Raw genomic sequence first — 23,353 nt, forward strand, 5'->3', positions numbered from 1 at the left:
GTCAGCGAAGCCTGGCAGCGAGGTCGAGTACCACCTGGGCGTGCAGTTCGAACAAGCGCATCAGGTCCACGCTGTCGCCGCCGATTTCCTTCGCGACGAACAGTCCGTCGGCGCCGGCCATGGCGTACGTCGTGAGCAGTTCGACGGAGGCGGAGTCCAGTTCGGGCATGAATTCGGCGATCATGGCCGCGACGCGTTCATGCGCGATGCCGCGCACTTGCAGGAACATCGTTCGCGCGCTGGGTTCTTCGGGGCGGCGTTCGAGGGTCAGCATGAGGCCGAGGCGCAAGAAATCCGGGGCGTCGAGCAGCGCCTTCGCGACCCGCTGAGCCAGCCCGGTCACGCGCGCCAGCGGCGTTCCGTCTTCCTCGGACAGGGACAACGCGGCGAGCCAGCTGTCGAAGCTCCGCTCGATGACCGCGGCGATCAGGTCGTCTTTGTCCTTGAAATGCCAGTAGATCGAGCTCGCCGGGAGCCCGCATTTCTTGCTCACCAAGGCGATGCTGGTGCCCTCGTAGCCGCGTTCCCCGGCGACTTCGACGGTCGCGTCGAGGATCTTGCGGCGCGACTCCTCGCCGTTCGCCCGTCGGCGTCGCGTACCTCGTTCGTTCACGCTCACTCCCTCACCTTACCGTATCGGTCACTACAGGAAGGGGTTGACCGACACTGTCCGCTCAGCTTACCGTAGCGATCGATCCAATTGTAGCGATGACTACAGGAACACTGTTCCCGACTCGACGTGGAGGCCCCGTGCCGTCGACTGGCTCACCAACGTCCGCCGTGGTGCGGCGCACTGAGAGCACCGTCCGGGTCGGTGCCCGCGACATCTACCTCACCGAGATCAGCGGCGCAGCGAAACCGGCGGATGCAACGCCGGTGGTCCTGCTCCACGGCGGCGGGCCGGGCGCGACCGGCGCGTCGAACTACGCACGCAACGCCGACGCGCTCGCCGCGGCCGGGCACCGGGTGCTGGTTCCGGACATGCCCGGATACGGGCGGTCGTCGAAGGAACTGGACCACGCCGACCCCTTCGGCGACCTCGCGATCTTCGTGCGCGGCCTGCTCGATGCGCTGGACGTGGAGAAGGCGCACGTGGTGGGCAACTCCTACGGCGGCGCGGCGGCACTGCGGCTGGCGCTCGACCGGCCGGACCGGGTGGAGACGCTCGTGCTGATGGGGCCCGGCGGCATCGGCACGACCCGTCGGCCCCCGACCAAGGGGCTGAACGCGCTGCTGGGGTACTACAGCGGCGAGGGCCCGTCCCGGGCGAAGCTGACCTCGTTCATCCGCGAGCACCTGGTCTTCGACGCGTCCGGGGTGCCGGAAGAACTGGTCGAACTGCGCTATCAGGCCAGCATCGACCCGGAAGTGGTGGCGAATCCGCCCCTGCGCCGCCCGTCCGGGCGCGGAGCGCTGCGCACGTTGTGGCGCATGGACTTCACCCGCGACCGCGACCGGCTCGCGCGCTGCCAGGTGCCCACGCTGGTCGTGTGGGGCACCCACGACAAGGTCAACCGCCCGTCCGGCGGACCGTGGCTGGCCCGCACCATGCCGCGCTGCGACCTGCACCTGTTCGCCCGCACCGGTCACTGGGCCCAATACGAACAGGCCGAGCGGTTCAACCAGCTGCTGCTCGGCTGGCTCGGAGAGGTCAGGTGACCATTGTGGACACCGAAATCCGCCCGGACGTCTTCGGCGCCGCACGGCTGGGGTACATCGTCGTCGAGTCGCGGCGGCTGACCGACTGGAACCGCTTCGGGGCCGACGCGATCGGCTTGCACGTCGACGAACTCACTCGCGACACTCTGCGTTTCCGCCTCGACGACCGCGAATGCCGGTTCCTCGTCCAGCGCGGCCCGGCCGAGGACGTCATCGCCGCGGGCTGGGAAATCGACGACCACGAAACCTTCGAGATCGTACTGGGACGGGTCGCCGCCGCCGGGCTTCCCGTCACCGAAGGCTCCCCGGAGGAGGCCGCCCTGCGCGGGGTCGAACGGCTGTGGCGATTCCCCGGTCCGAAAGGCATCGCCACCGAGGTCTTCACCCGTGCCCGCACCACCGCCGCGCCGTTGCGGATGCGCAACACCGCGTTCGTCACCGGCCGTTCCGGCATGGGGCACCTGGCGATCACCACCACCCGGCCCGAGCAGCTGCACACCTACTGGAACAACCTGCTGGACCTGCGCCTGTCGGACCGGATCGTCGAACGCGTCGGCCCGGCGAAGCTGAACATCCGGTTCCTGCGCAGCGGGCAGCGCCACCATTCCATCGCGCTCGCCAACGTCACCGGGCTGGCGCTCGATCCGGTCCGCACCTCCGTGCAGCACGTCAACATCGAGATCGCCACCCTGGAAGACCTCCTGGACAGCTTTCACCGGGTCACCGAACTCGGCTTCGCCATGGCCTGGTCGATCGGCCAGCACACCAACGATCGCGAGCTGTCCTACTACTGCGTCACCCCGTCCGGATTCGAACTCGAGGTCGGCTGGAACCCGGTCGTCGTCACCCCCGAACGGGAGCAGACCTGGGAACCCACTACGTACCAAGGCATTTCGCTTTGGGGGCACACCACGGCCGGCGCAGGCGTCGCCGCCCTCATGTCGCGTTTCCAAGCCGCGGTCCGGTCGCTGCGCGAGCAGGAGGAGACCGTCCCGGCGCTGTCCTCCACCGCGTTGGGCACCCACCGCTGACATCCGTCCCAGCCAAGGAGGCACCCGCAAGTGTCCGAAATCCCCCGCTACGACGTGGCCGTGATCGGGTACGGGCCCACCGGGGTCACTGCCGCCAACCTGCTTGGCGCGCAAGGCTTGAAGGTGGTCGTCGTCGAACGCGACGCCGAGGTCTACACCCGCGCCCGCGCCATCTCCACCGACGAGGAGGTGCTGCGCGTCTGGCAACAGGTCGGCCTCGCCGACGAGCTGCAGCGCGACATGCTGGCCGGGCTGCCGATCGACTTCGTCGATCACCGGGGGCGGTCGTTCCTGTCCGCGTCCTTCGACTCGGCAGGCCATGGCTACCCGCCTCAATTGTTCATCTACCAACCGGTGCTGGAAGCCACCCTGCGCGAGGGCGTCACGAGGTTCCCGAACGTCGACCTGCTGCTGGCGGAGGACGGCGGCGAGCACCTCAAACGGGTGCGCGCCTCCTGGGTCATCGCCGCGGACGGCGGTTCCAGCCCCACCCGCGGCCAACTCGGCATCGGCTTCGACGGCCGCACCTACGAAACCCGCTGGGTCGTCATCGACACCAAGGTCAAGCGCGAGTGGCCCGGCCACGACCGGCTGCTCTTCCACTGCGACCCGCTCCGCCCCGCCGTCGACTGCCCCACCCCGCTGGGACACCACCGCTGGGAATTCCCGGTCCTTCCCGGCGAGGACGAAAACGAACTCGTCACCGACGCGGCCGTGTGGCGCCTGCTCGGCCGCCAGGGCATCACCCGCGACGAGGCGACCGTGCTGCGGGCGGTGGTCTACAGCCACCACGTCCGCGCCGCCGCCCGCTGGCGCGCAGGCCGCGTCTTCCTCGCCGGCGACGCGGCCCACGCCATGCCGCCGTGGATCGGCCAGGGCATGGCCGCCGGAGTGCGCGACGCGGCCAACCTGTGCTGGAAACTCGCCGCCGTCATCCGCGGCGAACTGCCCGAGACCGTGCTGGATTCCTACGAGACCGAGCGCAAACCGCACGTGCGCGAGGTGACGCGCCGCGCGGTGCTCGTCGGCAGGCTCATCACCGAACGTCGTCGCCCGCTCTGCCGGATCCGCGACACGCTGGTGCGTCCGCTGGCTCGGCTGTCGCCGGTCCGACGCCTCCTCGTCAAGCTGTCCTGGCTGCCCGAAGCGAACTACCCGCGCGGATTCCTCGGCAGCGGCACTCCCGCGGTCGGCCACAAGGTTCCTCAGCCGTGGGTCCTCGACAGCGATGGCGCCCGCCGCAGGCTCGACGACGTCCTCGCCGGCAAGTGGACCGTGCTGAGCACCCGCGCCGCCCTCCCGGCCCCGGCGTGGACCGCCGCCGTTCGGCTGACCGTCCTGCCTCCCGGAACACAGCCGGAAAACGGATGCGTGGTCGACATCGGCGGCACCCTCCTCGACTGGATGCGGACGCACCAGGCGCACATGTTGGCCCTGCGGCCGGACGGCTTCGTCTACGCCGCCGCAGACGCCACCGCCGCGCTCTCCCCGCCACCCGCCGGATTCCGGCCGCTCGACGCTGATCGCCTGCTGTCCTGACTCGGAAGGACCACCGCCATGAACCGAAAGTTCACCCGTCGCCGCGCTGTCGGCACTGCCGCGGCCCTAGCCGGTGCCAGTTTGTTCAGCACCGCGGCCGCTATGCCTTCCGGCGCCTACCGGATCGACTTGCACGCGCATTTCCTGCCGCCCGAGTACCGGGCTTCCTTGCTGAGCCACGGTTATTTCACGATCGGCGGCTACCCCACCCCCGATTGGTCGCCGGAGGCAGCGCTGGACTTCATGGACCGCTACGGGATCGCCGCCCAGGCACTGTCCATTTCGGACCCCGGCGTGTCGTTCCTCCGAGGTGCGGAGGCGCGGGACATGGCCCGGTACTGCAACACCTACGCCGCCGGGTTGTTCAAGTCCCATCCGACTCGCTTCGGCGGTTTCGCGGTGCTGCCCATGCCTGACGTGGCAGCGTCGATCGCCGAACTCGAATACGCGCTGACCGTGTTGAAACTGGACGGCGTCGTGCTGTTGTCCTCGTACGACGGCGTGTATCTCGGCGACCCGCGCTTCGAGCCGCTGATGGCCGCTCTCGACCGGCACAACGCGTACGTTTTCGTCCATCCCGCGTCCGTGTCCCGGGACTCGAAGCCGGAACTGCCCCTCCCGGATTTCCTCTACGAGTTCACCTTCGACACCACCCGGGCCGCGACAATGCTGATGTACACCGGAACGATGCGCCGGTATCCCCGCATCAGGTTCCAGCTCGCGCACGCCGGCGGCACGATCCCCTTCCTGACCTACCGCTTGGGCGTGCTCTCGAAAACCGGGGCCGCCGATTTGTTCCCGCCCGGCGTGCCGCGGCCGTCGGCGTTCGATGTCGCCGAATTGGTCAAGACTTTCTTCTACGACACCGCGTTGAGCCCGGCGGCGACGGATATGCGCAGCGTGCTCGCGGCCGGGCAGCAATCCCGCGTCGTTTTCGGCAGCGACTGGCCGTTCTCCCAGTTGACCCTCACCGGTTCCGGAGATCCGCAGCCCGAACTCGATCAGACTTTCACGACCAGCGACCGGCTTCAGATCGAGCGAGCCAACAGCTTGCGCGAGCTCCCCCGGCTGGCGCAGGCTGTCGGGTCCTGAGTCACCGGCTCGCGGTCGTCAGCGCTGTGAACAGCCGAGGGAGCACGTCGGTCAGGTAGCGGCTGTCGGCCTTGTCGGGGAGTTCGTCGAGGATCGCGCGTTCGAGCATGGTCTCGTAGAGTGCCACGATCGCGACGACGGCACTGCGTGGTTCGACGGTCAGCCGCATGTCCAGCCGGTCGAGCAGGTTCCGAAGGATGTCGGAGAGGGCGTCGTGGAAGCGGCGTTCCGCGGCCGCGGCCGGCGCGCGCAGGTCCGGCTGACGGAGCGCCTGCGCCCGGAACTCGGCGTTGAGCAGGTACCACGTCTCGTCCGCCGCGAGGGACTCCATGAACAGCAGACCGGTTTTCCCCAGCACCTCGTCGACGGAACCGGGCACGGCCTGCTCGACCGCCTCTTCGACGGCTCCGCGCAGCCGCTCGGCGCGCTCCCGCATCTCCACTTCGTAGATCGCGAGGAACAGTTCTTCCTTGCTGGCGAAGTTCGAGTAGAAGGCGCCGCGGGTGAAACCGGCCCGTTCGCAGATCAGCTCGACGGGAGCGTCCCGGATGCCCGTCTCGGCGAACACTTCGTAAGCGGCGGCCATGACTCGCCGCCTCGTTTCCGCGCGGCGGCGGGTCATGCGCTTCGGGGTTTCCAGGCTCGCGCCGGTCGTCGCCATGTCGTTCACCCTATCTCCGCCGCTCCCCCGACCAGGTGATCGGATACACGTTGCATCGGATGCACACTGTATTACGATACACCCTGTATCCGACGTGTTGGGAGCGCCCGTGTCGTCATTCCTCTACCGGCTGGGCCGCGCCGCCGCCCGGGCGCGCGTGCTCGTGGTGGCGCTGTGGGTCGTGATCCTCGCCGCGGCCGGCGGGGCGGCCCTGCTGGCCAATCAAGGCACCGACGACGCGTTCGCCATTCCGGGCTCGGAGTCCCAGGACGCCCTCGACCATCTCGGCCGCGTCTTTCCGGAGGTCAGCGGCACGTCGGCGCAACTCGTGCTCGTGGTGCCGGAGGGCGCGAAGGCCGATACCCCGCACATCCGTGCGGCAGTCGGCCAAGCGGTGAGCCGGATCGGGAAGCTCGACCAGGTCGCCACGGTGGTGAATCCGTTCGACAAGAACGTCAACGGCGCGGTGTCGAAGGACGAACGGGCCGCGCTGATCGCCGTACCGCTGAAAGTGCAGCTCGCCGAGGTCAGCCCGACCACCAAGACGCAGGTCGCCGGGATCGCTGCCGACCTCGCGAAGGCAACCGGCACGGAGGTCCACACCGGCGGCGACGCGTTCTCCGACCGGGTCCCGAGGCTCAGCCCGACCGAAGGCATCGGCCTGGTCATCGCCTTGCTGGTGCTGGTGCTGATGTTCCGGTCGCTGATCGCCGCGGCGATGCCGCTGGCCACAGCCGTCCTCGGGGTCGGCGTCGCGGGCGGGCTGATCTTCCTCGCCACGCTGGTCACCCCGATCTCCTCGACCGCGCCGATGCTGGCCGTGATGATCGGACTCGCCGTCGGGATCGACTACGCCTTGTTCCTCCTCTCCCGGCATCGCGACCAGCTCGCGGAAGGCCTCGACGTCGAAGAGTCGATCGCCCGCGCCACGGCCACCGCGGGGTCGGCCGTGATCTTCGCCGGGCTGACCGTGGTCATCGCCCTGCTCGGGCTGGCGGTCGCGGGCATCCCGTTCCTGACCACCATGGGCATCGCCGCCGCAGTCGCGGTCGCGCTGGCCGTCGCGATCGCCGTCACGCTGGTGCCTGCTCTGATGTCCTTTGCCGGCAAGCGGTTGCAGCCGCGGGTGAAGAAACCGCGGCGGCGGACCCGGCGGCGGCAGAAGCCGCAGATCGCGCGCGGGTGGGTCCGGCTCGCGACCAAAGCGCCGCTGGTCACCGTGCTGGTCGTGGTGGCCGGTCTGGCGGTCTGCGCGATCCCGGCCCTGTCGTTGCGCTTGGCATTGCCGGACAGCGGAACCGAGGAACACGGCAGCCCCGCGCGTGACACCTACGACGTCGTCAGCGAACATTTCGGCCCCGGCTACAACGGCCCGCTCATCGTCACGGCGGACATCATCACCAGCACCGATCCGATCGGGCTGATGAACAAGCTCGCCGAGGAAATCCGGCACGTGCCCGGCGTCGCCTCGGTGCCGCTGGCCACGCCGAACCCCAAGGGCGACACCGGCATCGTGCAGGTCATCCCCGCGACCGCGCCGGATTCCGTGCAGACCGACGACCTCGTCGCCCGGCTGCGCGGGATGGAGCCGCACTTCCGGGATACCTACGGCGCGCAGACCGCGGTCACCGGGATCACCGCGGTCGGGATCGACGTGTCCGCGCAACTCGGCGACGCCCTGGTGCCGTTCGGGATCCTGGTGGTCGGCCTCTCGCTGATCCTGCTGGCCATGGTGTTCCGGTCGATCTGGGTGCCGATCAAAGCGACCGCGGGCTATCTGCTGTCGGTCGCCGCCGCGTTCGGCGCGACGTCGTTCGTGTTCGTCCAAGGACATCTCGCGGACGCCCTCAACGTGACGCACGTCGGCAGCGTGATCAGCTTCCTGCCGATCATTCTCATGGGCGTCCTTTTCGGACTGGCCATGGACTACGAGGTCTTCCTCGTCTCGCGGATCCGCGAGGACTACGTCCACCAGGGCGATCCGCACCACGCCATCGAATCCGGGTTCGTCTCCGCGTCGCGGGTCGTCGTCGCGGCCGCGGTGATCATGCTCGCCGTCTTCGCCGCGTTCGTGCCCGAAGGCAGCGCCACGATCAAGCCGATCGCCTTCAGCCTCGCAGTCGGCGTATTCATCGACGCCTTCATCGTCCGCATGACCCTGGTGCCCGCGGTACTGGCGCTGCTGGGCCGCCGCGCCTGGGGACTGCCGCCGAAGCTCGACCGCGCCCTGCCGGTGTTCGACGCGGAGGGCGACGCGCTCGTCCGCGAACTGCGCCTGGCCGACTGGCCCGCGCCAGCCAGCACCGAGGCAGTCAGCGCCCGGGCGCTCCGGCTCGAAGACGACCGGGGCGCTCCGGTCTACTCCGGAATCGAGCTGCACGTCCAAGGCGGAGAAGTCCTTGTGCTGCACGGCACGGGCGCGTGCGGGAAAACAGCTCTGCTGTACACGCTCGCCGGACGGGTCACGAAGTTCACCGGCGACCTGAAGGTGCTCGGTCGCGTACTTCCGCAGCACGCCCACGCACTTCGCCGGGACGTCGCCGTCGTTCCCTGCCGCGACGAGGAAAACCCGGCGCGCCAGATCGCCGAAGCTCTTGAGAGCGACGCCGGGCTCATCGTTGTCGACGACGTCGACCTCGTGCTCCGCACCGACGTCCGCGACCAGGTGCGGGCCCTGCTCGACGATCGCCGCACCCGCTCCGGCGAAGCCGCCACCTTCGTGCTGGCTTGCCAGGATCCCGAGCGCATCCGGGACCTGCTGCCCGCCGGAGCCACCCGCCTGCACGGTCTCACCGCCGCCCAGCCCACCGAGGTGCACTGATGCTGAAGCCGTTCGCCAACTCCGCCCGCGCACTGGCCAGCGGGCCGCTGACCTGGCGCACGTGGGCCGGGCTGATCGCCGTGCCGCTGATCGTGATGGGCTTGCTCACCTGGGCGTTCTGGGCGCCGGACGCCAATCACGGCACCGCCAAGGCGGCCGTGGTCAACAACGACGAACCGGTGCAGGTCAACGGCCAGACCATCCCGCTCGGCCGTCAGCTCGCCGGATACCTGACCCACAGCGACGATTCCTCCTACACCTGGGTCCTCACCGACGCCGACGACGCCGCCTCCGGCCTGGCCGACGGCAGCTACGCGGCCACCGTCACAATCCCGAAGGACTTCTCCGCCCGCGCCACCTCCAGCGCCACCGGCAAACCGCTCGAAGCCCGGCAGGCGCGACTGCAGGTGCGGACGTCCGACGCCGCCGGGGTCACCGACCCCAGCCTGGCGACGCACATCGCCAAGTCCACCCAGGACACCCTCAACCAGCAAGTCGTGGAAACCTACCTGGACAACGTGTATGTCGGGTTCACGACGCTGCACAAGCAGGTCGGCCAGGCAGCGGACGGAGCGACCCAGCTGGCCGACGGGAACCGGCAACTGGCCGAGGCCGCCGGTCAGCTCAACGACGGCGCCAACCAGCTCGCCAACGGGACTGAACAGCTCGCCGCGGGATCCGGGAAACTGTCCACCGGACTCACCCAAGCCGAACGAGACACCGCGCAACTGCCCGCGCTGACCCGGCAACTGGCCGACGGGGCCGACCAGGTCGCCGACGGCAACGAACAACTCGCGAGCGTCGTCGTGCCGCTGGCCAACCGGATCATCGCCGCCATCGACGCACTTCCCTCCGCCGACAGCGCCGCGAAGCAGTTCCGGCAGCTGGCCGACCAGTGCCCCGCCAACGGCGGTTCGGCCCCCTTCTGCAACGACCTGAGCCAGACCGCGGACCGATTCACCACCGACGCGCAAAAGATCGACAACGCCAAAGCCGCCGTCCGGGCCAACGCCGTCAAGGCACGCGGCTCCATCCAGGCCCTGGCCGCCGGAGCCCGCAAGGTCGCCGACGGCAATGCCCAGCTGGCCGACAAATCCGGACAGCTCGCCGCCGGAATCGCATCCGCCGCGGACGGCGCCCGCCAGCTCGACAACGGTGTCCGGCAAACGAATTCCGGCGCCCACAAGCTCGCCGACGGCACCGGGCAACTGACCGACGGAGCCAAGAAGGCCGACCACGGCGCCCACGAACTGGCCACCCAGCTCGACAAGGGCCGCGACCAAGTACCCAGCTACACCGACGCCGAACGCGCACACCTCAAGACCGTGGCCGCCACCCCGAGCACCTCGGCCGCCGACGGAACCCCGACCGGAACCCTGGCCCTCACCCTGTTCGCCGCTTTGGGCCTGTGGGCGCTGGCACTGGCCACCTACATCGTCACCCGCGCCGTTCCCGACGCGGTGCTCACCGCCCGCGAACCCACCTGGCGGATCATCCTGCGCGCCGCCCTCCCCGGCGCGACCGCGGCGGGGCTCGCCGCCATCGCCATCACCGCGATCGCGGTCCCGGTGCTCAAACTCGGCCTCGGCGGCACCGTCGGGTTCCTGCTGATCGCACTGCTGGCCGCGTCTGCGTTCGTCGCCCTCAACCAGGCGGCGACAGCGATCTTCGGCCGCACCGGCCGGATCGCCTCGCTGGCAGTGCTGGTCCTGGCCGGAGCGACCGGTGTCGTCTCGACCCTTCCGGGACCGCTGTACGCACTCGCCGACTACCTGCCCACGCACGGCGCGGTGCTCGCGTTGCGAGCCGCCGCCACCGACGGAACCGGGCTGGCCACGGGTGTCGCCCAACTCGCGACGTGGCTGCTGGTCGGCGGCCTCGTTTCGATTCTGGTCACCGACCGCCGCCGATACCTTTCGGCCAGAAGCATCCGGCTCCGGCGCAGCCGTGCCCTGTCCGCCATTTGATCGGGAGGAAGCGAAAGACTCGAAACGGGCGGTCTCGTAACCGGCGTACTAGCCCGTCGGCCCCATTGCGTGCCACGTTGACGGGAAAGCCAAGAGTGCCGCCTCGGAGCAACTCGATCACGCTATGCCGGGATGCTCCACTCTGCACGCACCAACTTCACGAGCGTCCGCGAACGCTGCTCGCCCACGCCCAAGGCCTTGCGGAGATTCTCGGCAGAGACCGGGCGCTGATACAGCTCACGATGCCGCAGATCCTCACACCGAGCCCGCTCGCAACTCAGCGTCCACACTTGCGCCCTCTTCGCCCTCCACCTCGGACCAGCCGATCAGCAACAACGGCCCCACCGCATCGAACAGCGCCTTCCCCAGACGGCCGGCAACAAGCGGCTCAGCCACGTTCAACGCCAACGTCGCCATGAATCGTGCCCATCAATAACAACCGCGCCGACCGCATGCCCGCCTTACCGACGTCACACGCCGACACCCGACGAATCGCGATCAGCAACTCCACCACCGCGGGCGCGACCAGCGGCACCACCCAGACCGGCACACCCAGCCGAAGGGCAAGCGCCAGCACATTCCCGAAACCGAACGTGAACGTCAGCCCGACCACGACCTTCACCATGATGCTCACCGCCGAGACGACCGGATCGCGCCGAGCACTCGATCCGGTCACTTCGACCACCCCACGATGCTGCGCCAGACCGGGACCGGACCAGACGAGACAACCCGGCATTCGCGAGCCCGAGGCGAGCCCGAGACCTCCACCACACAACAACCCCGGCCGATACAGTACGACACCTCAGGTTCCCTGCGACCAGACGAAAAGGTCCTGCCTGACATCACTCGGCACCATCCGACACGTCAGGCAGCGAACTCTTAACCAGCGGGTTCGGGGTTCGAGTCCCTGATGGCGCACCCTCACTCCCCAGGTTATCGGAAACGTTAACCTGGGGTTTTTGGTTTTCTGGAAGTTTTTCTTCCGGTTCTGGACTGTCCATTGTGGTCGTTGGCGAGCCCGAGACTGCGCGCCGACTGCCGCGGGATGATCGCCGCTGTCGCCTCCGCTGCCGCGAACGCCTGTCCTGGTCGAAAACGCTGCCACCGGCTGTGACCTGTGTTTTAGGCGGCGGGTCGGTACTCGCTGAGCAGTCCTCCGAGGCGTCGCCTGCGTGTGATCCGGATCGGAGGGGTGGGCAATGGGATCACCTTCGGGTCGTCATCGGGCGCGCGTAGCTCAACGCCCTGACCTTGGTGGCTGCGGCCGGTGTTGTAGTGCTCGACGTAGGTGTCGAGCACGTGGTGGAGGTGGCGGCGGCCGGTGATGAGCATCCGGTCGGTGCACTCGCGGCGGACGGCGGAGATCCACCGTTCGGCGATCGCGTTCATCCGCGGCGTCTGCGGCGCGGTGCGCACGACGTCGACGCCGATCGAGGCGAACACCGCGTCGAATGCGGCGGTGAACTTGGCGTCTCGGTCGCGGATCAGGTGGGTGAACCGGCGTCCGGCACCGTCAAGATCCGTGGCTAGGTTGCGGGCCATTTGGGTTGCCCAGGCTCCGGTCGGGTGGTCGGTGACGCCGAGCAGGTGGACCCGGCGGGTGCGGTGCTCGATCACGAAAGCCGCGTACAGGCGCTTCAGGACCACGGTGTCGACGTGGAAGAAGTCGACCGCGAGCAGACCGTCGGCCTGGGCGCGCAGGAACGTCCGCCACGTGTCGCCGCGACGGGACGGTGGCGGGATCCGGCGGTTGCGTAGGATCCGGCGGATGGTGGAGGCAGCGACGCGGTGTCCGAGCCGACGCAGCTCGCCTTGGATGCGGACCACGCCCCAGGTCCGGTTCTCCGTCGCCAGGCGCGCGATCAGCGCGGTGATCTCGTCACTGATCGGTGGCCGACCCGGCGGCTTCGGCTGCCGCCACCGCGCGGTGATCAGCCTGCGATGCCAGCGTAGCAACGTTGCAGGCGTGACAATCCGGTGGGCGCGGAGCGTCTTGGGAAGCATCCGGGCAAGCGCGGCCAGGACCGCGCGATCCGGCCAGGACAGGCGAGGCCTCGGATTGTTCCGTCGCAGCACAGCGACCTCGTGCCGTAATGCGAGGATCTCCACGTCTTTCGACGCCGATGACCGAGCGAACAGGGCAAGCCAGGACAGTACGTGGACAAGGAGCCGATAGACCAGACGACCAGACACGCTTGCTGATCGTCGGGCGTCACGATTGCCCAGGTCAAACCGGGGTTGCCGCATTCTCGACCAGGACAGGCTGGTCAGACACCCGCAGTCGCGAACCCGCCCCGCTGGCACCGCGCCCCCCATTTCCAGCGGGGACAGGAGTTCCCAGTCGCCGGGGTGCCGCCAACTCCCGGCAACTGACGGAAGAGGCGGTATCGGTGATTGAATCGGCAAGTTTCGACCGGCCACAGACCGGAAGTGCATCGCACGCGTCCGAAGAAACGCGGTTCGAGCCGACCCAGCTCTATGATCTCGCGGTTCTCGCGCTGGTTGCACATACCCCAGCCGCCGATGCCAACGCGGATTCCGGCAGGTGCTGTAACTGCGGAAAGCCTTGGCCTTGCACCACAATCCGGCTCGCCGCGAGGATCAGGGACGGGTTCTGATGACGGTTACGGCGAGTTGGCCGCCTGGCCGCGTCTCCGACGAGGAATCATCGGTTCGACCCGCGCGCCCGGTCTGGATGACCAGTTACGAAGACGGTTTGGACCATCTTGTCGATGACGACGAGATGGTTCGCGCGATCCGACTCGGCATGTTCCGTGCACTGTGCCGGACGCTGGTAATTCCTGCACCGATGACGCAGCCGTCGCTGCCTCCATGTCCAGGGTGCGTGGCTGAGCAGCGACGCAAGCTGCATGTCGAGTGGCTGTTGCGAACGTTACGGCGGTCGGTGTCCGCGCACTCGGTAGCGCGGCATTGCTCACCCGGATTCGTACGCAAGCTCACCGATTTTGCCCACAACTTCCTAGCGAGTCCTTCACCAGTCGGACGCCACGCAATGCAGAGCGAGCAAGCGCTGCCAGCCGCGGTCGTCGACCATGCCGAACCAACTCGGCTGCGGAACGAATCGTGACGAAGACGAGTCTCCGAGCACGGCCCTGGACTCGCAGCGCGCTTCTCGCTATCGAGTTGAGGGCTGCGCGTATCCACGAGCGCCGGGGCCTCAACGAATTGGCGCGGAGGGTCGGTGTCGCCAAGGCAGTGCTCTCGTCATGGGAACATGCTGAGCGGACACCGCATCTCGAGGACGTCGCGGGCATTCTCGGAGCACTCGGCGTCATCGGCGAGCGCAAGGCACGGATCCTGGAGCTGGCACGTCACCCAGACTCCGACTCGATCATCTTCGGTCGCCGGGGTTTACCGCGCCACTTCGCGTTGGCAGAGGTATGCGCACGCGCGGCGGAACGCATCGTCGAGTGGCACCCGCTGCTCGTGCCAGACCTACTGCGAACGGTCGACTACTCCCTCTCAGTTGCCAGATCCTTGCCGCCCCAGGCCCGACCAGAAACCGAGCACATACGCGCGCACTGCGACGCGAACAACGCGATATTGACCGACAAGGAGGCCTGCGTCTACATCGGCGAACAAGCATTGACGCACCCGATGGGCGATGCGACTGTCGTCGCCGAGCAGCTTCGCCGACTCATCCGGATTCAGCAGGCCAACCGTCGAGTCTCCGTGCGCGTGGTACCGAACGATATCGGCAGCCACATTGGACTTTCTGGCACGTTCACCGGTTACGACACAGCAGTGGGACGAATCGTGCACAGGCCACTCAGCTGCTGCGGAGAGTTTCTACTGGACGGTGACGGGCTCTATGCCGACCTTGACGCCCAACTCGGCGAGAACGCTCTCACCGCGGCTGATTCCACAGCATTCATCGCCCGCCACGCCATGCACCTTGTGACGGCTGCCTCGTAGAGCCCGTCGAGCACGTTTGAACGTAGATCCGGGATTCCGTCGCCGTTGCTGTGCGGCAGAGGATTTCTCTCGCGCGCTCGCGCCCACGCGTTCCGAGGCACTGCCACGGTGGCCGCCAAACCCGGCAGTTCGACGTTCGACGACGCCCTGACGCCTGCCTGGCCAACAGTCGACCAGCCCGCCGCCGCCCTGACCCATCACCACGACGAGGGGCCGGACACGACGCCGTCCGGCTGATCACCGACCATCAGTCGATCCAACTCGACCTGGTCCTCCCCCGCAATCTCGCCACCACACTGGTCGAGACCCTCCCGCAATACCCTCCGGCCCGGATGGCACCCCTGCGGATCCCCATGACCTACCTCGAGGGCACCGACGCCGACCCGCTCTCGGAGATGTCCAGGCACGCCGGTGACCTGCGCGAGCCACGCCGGCGAGCACCCGTAGATCGCCGGCAGCAGCCGCCAGCCAGAGTCGGCTCGATGCAGCCTTCCAAACTTGGTCGTAGGGCCCAGCGACAGTAATCGCTTCAGCCAGCGCGGAGGACTTGGACCCTCTGCATCGGAAGCTGAGTCCGCGCCGAAACTGCTGCGGCGTAGAGGGTTTTGCATGTTTCGCGCGTCCGCAACCACCCTACGGGGCGGGCTGGTCAATTCTGACCGCCGTCCTGTCCTCGACAAAATGCTTCGTCTCTCGGACTGTTCGGCCCAGGGAACGGAGATGGTAAGCGGCGCTGCCAAGGGGCTTCGGCGGTCGTGAGCAGGAAGTAGGTCGGCCGGTCCTGGCCGCTATCGTCCGTAGTCCACTCCGTGGCCCGAATCCGGAGGTTCTTCCACAGGTCGGCGGCCAGGTCGGTGACGCGCGTTCCCGGGGCTCGATGTTGAGCTGATAGAGGATCTTGCCGTCCCCGTCATGGATTTCGATGTCGTCCCCGGCTTCAACGGCGACAGACCAGTCTGGTCCGGCACTCGACTGCTAGACGCAGTGAAGGAGAGCTTTGCGCAGCTGGTATAGGTAGCCGACCGCAGACGCCGAGGCCTCGAACAGATCCATCTGCTCGTCCACTCAAGTCCCCTGCCTCGCGTGCAGATCATGCTTTGTTCGTTCATGGGCACCAACCGTCATGGAGCGCACCTCTGTTACAGACGACGCCTGACTGTTCACCCGAATGGGCGCAGAGCGGCGTGACTACGCCTGCCCATATCGGCGACCGCCAGGCCGCCCATCGGCAAGAAGGGACCGAACCTGATAACACGCTCCCGGAGCAGCGGCCACAGGACTCGCCATGGCAGGGCGTCCTAGCACCCGGCCGTCGTACAACCGCCCGAAGGCGCTTGACTGCCAGTTCGCCAAAACTGTTGATCAGATTGTTACCGCGCCGCCGTAGCATATTCGGCCGCGCGCGCGAATCACGTAGCACTCAGCGAGGAGAGGCAGGCGATGACGCTCGACGGCGACCTCACAGATCAGAACATCGCTTCGGCGGAGTCCGAAGACTACGCCCTGAGCGGCGAGGCCGGCGGCGAAGAAATCGTCGGTTCGGCCGACCCTTTCTTCGTATCCAAGAAGGCAGCCGCGGTGTTCAAGCACAAGCTGTTGAAGACTTACTTCCCCAAATTCGCGGCAAGACGGCGTCAACGGAGGCGGACAGGCGACTTGCCTACGTCGACACCCATGCCGGCAGGGGTTCGTACGACGACGGCACTGCGGGGAGCCCGTTGCTCGTTGCACAAGACGTTGCCGGGATGCAGCAACTGCGGCGCATCGATTGCTACTTCATCGAAGCGCGCAAGAGCAACTACGAACATCTGCACCAGGTTCTCGAAAACGCCATGCCTGAAGGAGCAGTTTGGAGTGCTCGACACGGGAAGGCGAGCGACTACGTTCAGGACGCGGTGTCCTTCGCCGGTGACGCACCGCTGTTCATGTTCATTGACCCGTACGGATTAGGCCCCACGTTCGACGAGGTCGTCGGCGTGCTCAACCGCCGCCGTCGCGGATACGGGAGCAAGACCGAGGTCCTGCTGAACTTCATCGCCATGGCATTCGGCCGAGCCGGCGCATACATCCGGAGCCCTGCACCGACCCGGCAACAAGTGACCACGTTGGACCATCTCGACGAAGTGCTGGGCGGAGCCTGGTGGCGCGAGGTCTACCTGTCCGCCGATTCCGTCGCCGCCGCCGTCAAGGAGATCGCAGAGGGCTACGCCGAACGGATACAGGCGAGGACCGGTTGCAGCTCGACACTGGTTCCGGTCCAAGATCGCGCCCACAAGCAACCGATCTACTGGCTGCTCCACTTCACGCGCCACCAGGACGGGATATGGGAGATCCGGGAAGCGGCCGCCCAGGCTGCTGCCGCCTGGCGCGTCCATTGCAACCCTCCACCGCAAAGCGAAGAGAACGGCCTGTTCCCACAGGAAGACCCATTCCCGGCAGAGGAAGCGGCACGCCAAGCGGGCTGGATCGACGCCATCGAGCACAACGCCCGAGAACTGTTGTCAAGCCGCGGCCGCATCAGCCTCCCGACCGATGCAGAGGCCCTGTTCGGGCCGGCAACGTTCGGCCAAGCGTGGAAAAAACACCTGCGCGGAGCGCTCGCCCGGCTCCACCAGGAGGGCATCCTGGAGCCCCGACCGCTTTCCCAGGGCCTGGAAAAATACCAAGGGCACCTCGTTCAACCTTGATCATCTCCCAACCAACTCGGTCGGAGGTTGAACAAGCCCAAGAGGGCAGGTAGCGTTAGGTGGCCACTCTGCGAATTGGCAAGGTAGCGTTGAGTAGCGCCCGGGGAGGGTCGCATGCCTGTCAACGGCCCGGTGCCATGGAAACGAGCCGACCACACCGGTGCGAAACACGACATCTACCGCCGTTACCTCCAGCGGTGGTTTCCCATACTGCTCGGAGGCTCGAACGCCTACCCGTCCGCGACCTATGCGGAAGGATTCGCTGGCCCAGGCGTCTACCTTGACGATCACCCGGGCTCGCCCGTCATCGCCGTCCAGGCCATGCTGGACAAAGTCCCCGAGTCCGGCGCGATTGTGAAGATGATCTTCGTGGACGACGACCAACGATGCGTCGAATCGCTGCGCCACCAGCTGACAACGAGATTTCCCCAGCGCCCTCGGACCCCGGACACCTTCCGGCTGAAGGTCGCACACGGCACGTGCACCGAAACCCTCGAACCCGCACTCGACGCCATGCATGCCTGGGGACAGCCGATCCTTGCTGTTCTGGACTCGTGGGGCAACGTGCCCGTTACGTTCGATCTCCTCACCAGGCTGGCGCACAACCAGTCCTCCGAAGTCATCATCACCCTCGGCACTCAGCCGTTCATCCGCTTCGTCTCCACGATGGGACAAGAAGCCGACGACGTGTTCGGCGGCGATCCAACCTGGCGTCACATCGACACCATGGCGTCGGCACAGGCAAAACGGCAGCACATCCTCACCTGCTACCGGCAAACCTTGTCCACCGCGGGGTTCAAGTACCTCCTGGACTTCGAACTAGTCGATACCCGCGGCGAGTCCCTCTACCTCGTCTTCGGCACCAATCACCGAAGAGGCCTGGAGAAAATGAAAGACTCGCTCTGGGAAGTCGACCGAATCTACGGCGTCGGGTTCCGCGACCCGCGCGACGAACAAGCAGAAACGCTGTTCGAACTCACGGACCCCGCCCTCGCACCGCTGGGCAGGCTGTTGCTCAACCGCCTCGAAGACGCACCGGCAACGGGGTGCAGAGTCGAAGAACTTCGCGAATTCACCCTCTTCGAAACGGTCTACCGGCCGCAGCACGTCATTCGAACGCTCAATCAGCTGCGCGCCAACGGACTCATCGCAAGCGATGAGCCGGGCCTCTACCGACGAAGCCGGGTACGGCTCGCAAGCTGAATCACTCGACCACCGCGACAGGCGGGACCCGCGACGGCATCGCATCATGGGTACGCCCGTCCAGCTCACGCCCCAACGACTTGGGACGGATTCCGCCCCACTGCTTGTGAAAGAACGCAACACCGGCGTCTTCGCACCCGTCCCGGATGCCACGAACCCAATCCGGGTTGCAAGGGCGAGCGCGCGGCCCGGACTCGCCCCCCGTGATCACCCAGTCGATCCCGTCCAGCGGCAGCCCCGGAAGTGGGCCAAGCAATGGCTCGGCAGAAATGAACCTGACGGCGGCAGGCACCTCGCGCAGGTGCTCGACCCTGTCCAGCTGCACGTCGTTTTCGACCGACACGCCCATCCACAGGTTCGCAGGCCAGTCCAGCCGGTCCGCCACACGCCGCATCCTCAGCGATCGTTTGGTCAGCACCTGATACGTATGCTGCGGAGTATCGGCAATCACCGCCAGCACATCCCGAATGAACCCGATCGGCACCTTGGCGTGGAACAGGTCCGACATCGAGTTCACGAACACAAGACGAGGCTGCCGCCACCGGTACGGCAGGGCTAGCGCCTCCGGGTGCACGGTGACGCCGAACCCCGGCCCAGACGTCTTCGAGTTGCCGTCCACCTGATACTTGGCGGCACCCATCGCTTTCAAGCGCTTCGCCAGCGCCAGCGCGTAGCAGTTGTCGCAGCCGGCCGACACGCGATCGCAACCCGTGGTCGGATTCCACGTCGCCTCTGTCCATTCGATCGCACTGCCGTCCGCCATGCCCGTCACTCCCTCACCAAAGACCGGCACGAACAGTAGACGCCTTGTCCGATGCACACGCCGGGCGGCCCCGCCACGGGCCACTCCGCTTGATGCTCGTCGCGTTCACACTGCAACGAAGCAAACGTAGAACATGCGTTCGACTCACGCAAGGGTGGAAACCGCCTAGGCTCAGGCGACCATCGCCGGAGCCGAACCGGGCTTATCGCGCCACTCCTCGCGGACCACCCGCGTCAACATCCGGGAACGTTTCGCCCCGACCCTCAACGCCTTGCGCAGCACCTCCGCCGAGACCGGACGCTGATGCCGCGAACGTCGCGAACCTGTTGATGGCGGGCAAGCACATCAGCGTCACCCACGTCGCCGGCTCGAACACGAAGTTCATGGGCAACGGCGGCCAGCACGGCATCGCCACAGCCGCGGCCGCATCCCTGTGCGTCAAGTACCACATGACGCCCCGCGGCATTCACGACCAGCACCTGGACGAGCTGCAGGCGATCGTCGGCCAGCTCACCGAGACGAACCTGACGCAGACGGCCTCGGCATCCGCATCAAGCGTTCCCGGCCAGTAGCCGGCAACGGAGGCCCTGGAAACAAGGCTGCGCAGCATTCCGTGGACGGCTCAGACGAGGTCCGGAACCTGCCAACTCCAAGCGCGACACGATGACGCTCACGCCGTCGACCGAACGGGGATCCTCCGGGCCTAGCGGACGCGGAACACCACCGCGTCCGCTAGGAGACTGATAAAGACCGCCGTCATCGAGTGGCCATTCGCTGCGGGCCTACATTTCGGCCTGCCAGCACCGGGGCAGGAATGCGTCACCGAACCGGGTCAGCTCTCGTTCACCGCAGGCCTCCACGCCCGACGGGTCCTCGATCCTCAACTGCTCGGCTAGGTACTCCACCAGCCCGGCCGGGACACCCTCCAGCGGATCCTCGATGATCCAGCCCGCGTAACGAACCGTGGAGAGCTGCACCGCGAAACCCAGCTTGTTGTGATCACGCCGCTTTGGCTCGATCAGCCCCGATCGACCTCGTCGAAGAAGAACGTTCCAGCTGCGCAGGTCAGGGACCAGAGCGAATGACTTCTTCGTGGAAGGAGTTTGTTCCCAGACCGGTGATAAGCCGTACGACCGGACGGTTGCAGGCTGACCAGCCCTCAAAACCGCGCACAGCTGCGCTAATCGCCCCGACGGCGCTCGGTTTCCAGGCTGAGGCAGTGGTCGCGAACACCAACTGATCGGCCTGGACCCACGCCGCGGCCCGGCACTTCTTGTCGATCTCGGCGCGCCGCTTGACTCTCACGCCGCCACCCAAGTCATCGCTGTGCTTGCATTCGGCGACAATGAGGGCGTCCTCCCGGTAGGCGATCAAGTCAACTTCGACCTGCGGCTCGGTGTCTTTCACGAACTCTAATTCCATAAGGTCCTGGTACCGCACAGGGCGGCCCTGCGACGGCGCAGACAGATGAGCTGACAGCAGCGCGACCACGTCGCCGTGGTCCCGAAGCAAGTGCTGCGCCACCGGGTGCAGCCCGTAGAACCATGCGGGTTCGCACGTGGAGTGGTGCCAGGCGCTGTGGTCCAACTCGTTCCCGCTGTCGCAGCGCTCGCAGCGCCAAGTCTGGGCAAGTTTGTCGATGATCAGAAACTGCTTGCTCTGGCACACGGCACAGCGCAACACCAGTCCGCGGCGCAGGACCCGCGCACGCAACGCGCGGTCGAGCTCGCCGCGAACCTCCTTGTCGGACAGTCTGTCAGTGCGGTCGACGAAGCCGTCGAAGCTCAGCACGCCTTCTCCGGCCCGCAATACGACGCCACGTCCGTCCGGGTAGGCCTCTTCGACAGAGGAACTCGTCGGCAGGAGGTCGTGGAGCGCGGAAAGCAGCGGCCCGCCGAACAATGAGGCAAATTCACGACGGCCGCCAAGCATCCGGGTCAGCTGAGCGGTGCGCTGCCCGGCGTCGCTGACACGGGTGGTCATGTCGTGTTCGGCGGCCTTTGCATTGAGGTAGCCGGCCAGGCTGAGGTTCCGCAGCGTAGGCCGGGCAAGCTGATTCACCGTTTGCGTACCGGCCGGCACGAAGTCGAAGCGCTCAGCACGGTGGGAGATCCCGCTACGGCTGGCGCGCGCCATCGTGAGCCACTCGTGGGTCCTGGCACCGAACAGTTCGCTGCCCACGACGCGGCGACCGCGAATCGAATGACTGTCTGCCCAGGTGACATCAACCTGCCAGGACAGACCACTGTGGGCTGCGAGTGCCGCATCGTTCAACGATGGCGCGGGCAGCGGTGCCACCATTTCGGTGGTGCCGGTCTCGTCGGTGAATGTCGGAACGGGCAGCACATCGTCGAACTGCTCTTGCACCGCGACTTGGGTGAAGCCGCTTCCTGGCCAATCCGCCTCGACGGCTGGGATCACGTGAACCCGGTCAGGGACGACCGACTCAGCACGGAATGTGCCCGCTGTACTAGCTACCAACCGTTCGCGAAAGTCAGTCAATTCTTCGTGCGGTCGGGATACCGAAGTGATAGCCAGCGCCTCATGTTTCCACCCGCGCGATCTGCCGAGCGAACCGTAGAGCTTGGCGACGATGGGATAGGCGAGCGTGACGTCCTCGGTGCCGACGATGCTCGGCAGCCAGACCGTGCGGCCATAGGTCAGGTCACGAAGTCGCGCGAGCGCGAAATCCTCGGCGGTGTCACCCAGCACCGCCGTGTCGATCCTGCCCCGGTGGGCAGTGGAAGCGACCCAAGTAAGGCCGGCCATCGTCCGGTCGAACGCATGCTGAGACTGCTCAGTCAACACTCCGGTTGAAACGCCATTCGGGAACCAGAGCAACTCGCGCGGAAGCGGGCCGACCGGCTGACCAAGCAACCAACGAATCAGCTCCGACGACGCCTCCGGGTTTTCCGGTGGCGTGGGGGCGGCGATATCTGGCGGCTCCACCATCCCGATCTTGGACGCGATCGCCACTCCAAGCAGACCACCCCATGAGGGCGGGCACTGAAGAACGTGACCCTGGTGAGCGCCGGGGACGTCCATGGCCGCGGGAAACGAAGGCGATGGGCACTCCAGCAGAAAAACATCGTCGAGCAGTGGCTCCGCACTGTCGAACTGGTACGGCGAGCAGGCGCTCGACACCAGATCACGGGCCTGCAAATCTGCTTCAGAAGGCGCGGAGCCGGACTCCCTGGCGGCACTGGCCAATGCCTCCGCGCGATCTGCGCCGGTCAACGTGGTGCCGTCGGCACCACGGATGGGGAGCTTCCCGGGCTCGAAATGGTCGATCTCGGAAAGTGTGCGCCCGAAGGCAACCACGTAGTCCGGGTCGTAGGCGCGGCAGGCGTGCAGCAGAGCCGGATCGACCACACCGTCTCGGTGCGGGACCAGCGCGAACCCGACACCTCCCCAGACCTGATTAGCCAGAAACAGCGCCCGGCGTGCCCAGTAGGTCCATGCACTACTCCCGTCGAAAACGATCACCACCCGCGACGGTCGGAGCCCACGGTTGATCACCGAGTACGTCAAGGGTTTGGAATCCGTCACAGCAGCAGCCAACCACATCCGCCGAGGCGCTCCCGAACCTCATCGAAGATGGCCCCCACCTGCCGCGGATTGCACAACGCTTCGCGTGTCGCGCCCGCCTATCTCATCCATTAGACCATTCTTCTTACGCTGAGTAACCGTCTTTGGTATCGAGGCAGGATCCGGCCCGACGGCAGGCGTTCACTTTCCGGCGACCAGGTGCCAGTGCCGGTGCGGAATCATGGCCGGAGTGACCAACCGGCGTAGCCGCAATCCTGCGGGCAGCAGGCGGACCAACGCAGCAACCACCGCCCGGTCGGCCCAGTCCAGGCGCGGCTTCGGGTTGCCTCTCCGCAGCACGGCCACCTCATGGCGAAGCACCAGCAACTGCGCGATCTGCCACGACGAGCACGCCGGTCATCCCGACTCACGCGAGAACTGGAGGCCGTGACCGAACTGCCCGTGC

The 23,353-nt window shown here is 66.9% G+C and carries 20 protein-coding genes; 12 read left to right on the forward strand and 8 right to left on the reverse strand.

The annotated features are described in order from the left end of the window. Position 1: 1 nt before the first annotated feature. Entirely contained in the window at positions 2–613 is a 612-nt protein-coding gene (locus tag L3Q65_RS24240) for a TetR/AcrR family transcriptional regulator (protein WP_237596698.1), read from the reverse strand. Positions 614–783: 170 nt separating this feature from the next. Here L3Q65_RS24240 and L3Q65_RS24245 point away from each other — a divergent pair, with 170 nt between their 5' ends. The 4 genes from L3Q65_RS24245 to L3Q65_RS24260 are packed head-to-tail and all read left to right on the forward strand — an operon-like array spanning position 784 to position 5,321. Next, on the forward strand, positions 784–1,659 hold the full coding sequence (locus L3Q65_RS24245) for an alpha/beta fold hydrolase (RefSeq protein ID WP_237596699.1): 876 nt from the start codon (positions 784–786) through the stop codon (positions 1,657–1,659). Further along, a complete protein-coding gene (locus tag L3Q65_RS24250) occupies positions 1,656–2,690 on the forward strand; it encodes a VOC family protein (protein ID WP_237596700.1) in 1,035 nt (344 codons plus the stop codon). Before L3Q65_RS24245 ends, L3Q65_RS24250 begins: the two co-directional genes overlap by 4 nt. A 30-nt stretch (positions 2,691–2,720) precedes the next feature. Beyond that, positions 2,721–4,229 carry a bifunctional 3-(3-hydroxy-phenyl)propionate/3-hydroxycinnamic acid hydroxylase gene (locus L3Q65_RS24255; RefSeq protein WP_237596701.1) on the forward strand — a complete coding sequence of 503 codons (1,509 nt, stop codon included), beginning with the start codon at positions 2,721–2,723 and terminating at the stop codon, positions 4,227–4,229. Between the two features lie 18 nt (positions 4,230–4,247). Beyond that, a complete protein-coding gene (locus tag L3Q65_RS24260; RefSeq protein WP_237596702.1) occupies positions 4,248–5,321 on the forward strand; it encodes an amidohydrolase family protein in 1,074 nt (357 codons plus the stop codon). Between the two features lies 1 nt (position 5,322). Here L3Q65_RS24260 and L3Q65_RS24265 read toward each other — a convergent pair whose 3' ends face one another. Further along, complete coding sequence (locus L3Q65_RS24265) at positions 5,323–5,982, reverse strand: TetR/AcrR family transcriptional regulator (protein ID WP_237596703.1); 660 nt, start codon at positions 5,980–5,982, stop codon at positions 5,323–5,325. A 109-nt stretch (positions 5,983–6,091) separates the two neighbouring features. On the opposite strand from L3Q65_RS24265, the gene L3Q65_RS24270 reads away from it, so the two are divergent. Together L3Q65_RS24270 and L3Q65_RS24275 are read left to right on the forward strand one after the other, a co-directional pair. Beyond that, complete coding sequence (locus L3Q65_RS24270) at positions 6,092–8,803, forward strand: MMPL family transporter (protein ID WP_237596704.1); 2,712 nt, start codon at positions 6,092–6,094, stop codon at positions 8,801–8,803. Then, entirely contained in the window at positions 8,803–10,770 is a 1,968-nt protein-coding gene (locus L3Q65_RS24275; RefSeq protein WP_237596705.1) for a YhgE/Pip family protein, read from the forward strand. Before L3Q65_RS24270 ends, L3Q65_RS24275 begins: the two co-directional genes overlap by 1 nt. A gap of 255 nt (positions 10,771–11,025) precedes the next feature. Here L3Q65_RS24275 and L3Q65_RS24280 read toward each other — a convergent pair whose 3' ends face one another. The 3 genes from L3Q65_RS24280 to L3Q65_RS24290 form a co-directional block, all read right to left on the reverse strand. Beyond that, the gene (locus tag L3Q65_RS24280) at positions 11,026–11,187 is read right to left on the reverse strand and encodes a hypothetical protein (RefSeq protein ID WP_237596706.1); all 162 of its coding nucleotides are present in this window, start codon (positions 11,185–11,187) and stop codon (positions 11,026–11,028) included. Then, positions 11,159–11,455 carry a hypothetical protein gene (locus L3Q65_RS24285; protein ID WP_237596707.1) on the reverse strand — a complete coding sequence of 99 codons (297 nt, stop codon included), beginning with the start codon at positions 11,453–11,455 and terminating at the stop codon, positions 11,159–11,161. Before L3Q65_RS24285 ends, L3Q65_RS24280 begins: the two co-directional genes overlap by 29 nt. Before the next feature lie 437 nt (positions 11,456–11,892). Continuing rightward, on the reverse strand, positions 11,893–12,963 hold the full coding sequence (locus tag L3Q65_RS24290) for an integrase core domain-containing protein (protein ID WP_101438578.1): 1,071 nt from the start codon (positions 12,961–12,963) through the stop codon (positions 11,893–11,895). Between the two features lie 891 nt (positions 12,964–13,854). Between L3Q65_RS24290 and L3Q65_RS24295 the strand changes: the two genes are divergently transcribed. The 5 genes from L3Q65_RS24295 to tcmP (L3Q65_RS24305) all read left to right on the forward strand — a co-directional run bounded on the left by L3Q65_RS24295 (position 13,855) and on the right by tcmP (L3Q65_RS24305) (position 18,596). Beyond that, positions 13,855–14,706 (forward strand): Scr1 family TA system antitoxin-like transcriptional regulator, encoded by an 852-nt coding sequence (locus L3Q65_RS24295; RefSeq protein ID WP_237596708.1) that lies wholly within the window; start codon positions 13,855–13,857, stop codon positions 14,704–14,706. Positions 14,707–14,814: 108 nt separating this feature from the next. Continuing rightward, entirely contained in the window at positions 14,815–14,943 is a 129-nt protein-coding gene (locus L3Q65_RS47370) for a hypothetical protein (RefSeq protein WP_255750799.1), read from the forward strand. A gap of 29 nt (positions 14,944–14,972) precedes the next feature. Next, entirely contained in the window at positions 14,973–15,230 is a 258-nt protein-coding gene (locus tag L3Q65_RS47645; protein ID WP_370648222.1) for a hypothetical protein, read from the forward strand. Positions 15,231–15,890: 660 nt separating this feature from the next. Beyond that, complete coding sequence (tcmP, locus tag L3Q65_RS24300) at positions 15,891–17,393, forward strand: three-Cys-motif partner protein TcmP (RefSeq protein WP_237596709.1); 1,503 nt, start codon at positions 15,891–15,893, stop codon at positions 17,391–17,393. A 114-nt stretch (positions 17,394–17,507) separates the two neighbouring features. After that, the gene (gene tcmP / locus L3Q65_RS24305; RefSeq protein WP_237596710.1) at positions 17,508–18,596 is read left to right on the forward strand and encodes a three-Cys-motif partner protein TcmP; all 1,089 of its coding nucleotides are present in this window, start codon (positions 17,508–17,510) and stop codon (positions 18,594–18,596) included. A gap of 1 nt (position 18,597) precedes the next feature. Here the strand turns inward: tcmP (L3Q65_RS24305) and L3Q65_RS24310 are convergent, their stop codons facing one another. Further along, on the reverse strand, positions 18,598–19,359 hold the full coding sequence (locus L3Q65_RS24310; protein ID WP_237596711.1) for a DUF5131 family protein: 762 nt from the start codon (positions 19,357–19,359) through the stop codon (positions 18,598–18,600). 329 nt (positions 19,360–19,688) lie between these two features. Between L3Q65_RS24310 and L3Q65_RS24315 the strand changes: the two genes are divergently transcribed. Then, positions 19,689–19,931, forward strand: a complete 243-nt coding sequence (locus L3Q65_RS24315; protein WP_237596712.1) for an FAD-dependent oxidoreductase — start codon at positions 19,689–19,691, stop codon at positions 19,929–19,931. Between the two features lie 210 nt (positions 19,932–20,141). Here the strand turns inward: L3Q65_RS24315 and L3Q65_RS24320 are convergent, their stop codons facing one another. Together L3Q65_RS24320 and L3Q65_RS24325 are read right to left on the reverse strand one after the other, a co-directional pair. Beyond that, complete coding sequence (locus tag L3Q65_RS24320) at positions 20,142–20,336, reverse strand: DUF4158 domain-containing protein (RefSeq protein WP_237596713.1); 195 nt, start codon at positions 20,334–20,336, stop codon at positions 20,142–20,144. 88 nt (positions 20,337–20,424) lie between these two features. Further along, positions 20,425–22,845 (reverse strand): hypothetical protein, encoded by a 2,421-nt coding sequence (locus L3Q65_RS24325; RefSeq protein ID WP_237596714.1) that lies wholly within the window; start codon positions 22,843–22,845, stop codon positions 20,425–20,427. Between the last annotated feature and the right edge of the window lie 508 nt (positions 22,846–23,353).

The organism is Amycolatopsis sp. FU40, from assembly GCF_021903635.1.
GTDB lineage: Bacteria > Actinomycetota > Actinomycetes > Mycobacteriales > Pseudonocardiaceae > Amycolatopsis > Amycolatopsis dendrobii.

What these genes read in the sequence shown, in the direction of transcription:
- L3Q65_RS24260 (WP_237596702.1), top strand. Translation starts at nt 4,248, where the DNA reads ATGAACCGAAAGTTCACCCGTCGCCGCGCTGTCGGCACTGCCGCGGCC.
- L3Q65_RS24315 (WP_237596712.1), top strand. Translation starts at nt 19,689, where the DNA reads ATGGCGGGCAAGCACATCAGCGTCACCCACGTCGCCGGCTCGAACACG.
- L3Q65_RS24280 (WP_237596706.1), bottom strand. Translation starts at nt 11,187, where the DNA reads ATGGCGACGTTGGCGTTGAACGTGGCTGAGCCGCTTGTTGCCGGCCGT.
- L3Q65_RS24310 (WP_237596711.1), bottom strand. Translation starts at nt 19,359, where the DNA reads ATGGCGGACGGCAGTGCGATCGAATGGACAGAGGCGACGTGGAATCCG.
- L3Q65_RS24265 (WP_237596703.1), bottom strand. Translation starts at nt 5,982, where the DNA reads ATGGCGACGACCGGCGCGAGCCTGGAAACCCCGAAGCGCATGACCCGC.
- tcmP (WP_237596710.1), top strand. Translation starts at nt 17,508, where the DNA reads ATGCCTGTCAACGGCCCGGTGCCATGGAAACGAGCCGACCACACCGGT.
- L3Q65_RS24275 (WP_237596705.1), top strand. Translation starts at nt 8,803, where the DNA reads ATGCTGAAGCCGTTCGCCAACTCCGCCCGCGCACTGGCCAGCGGGCCG.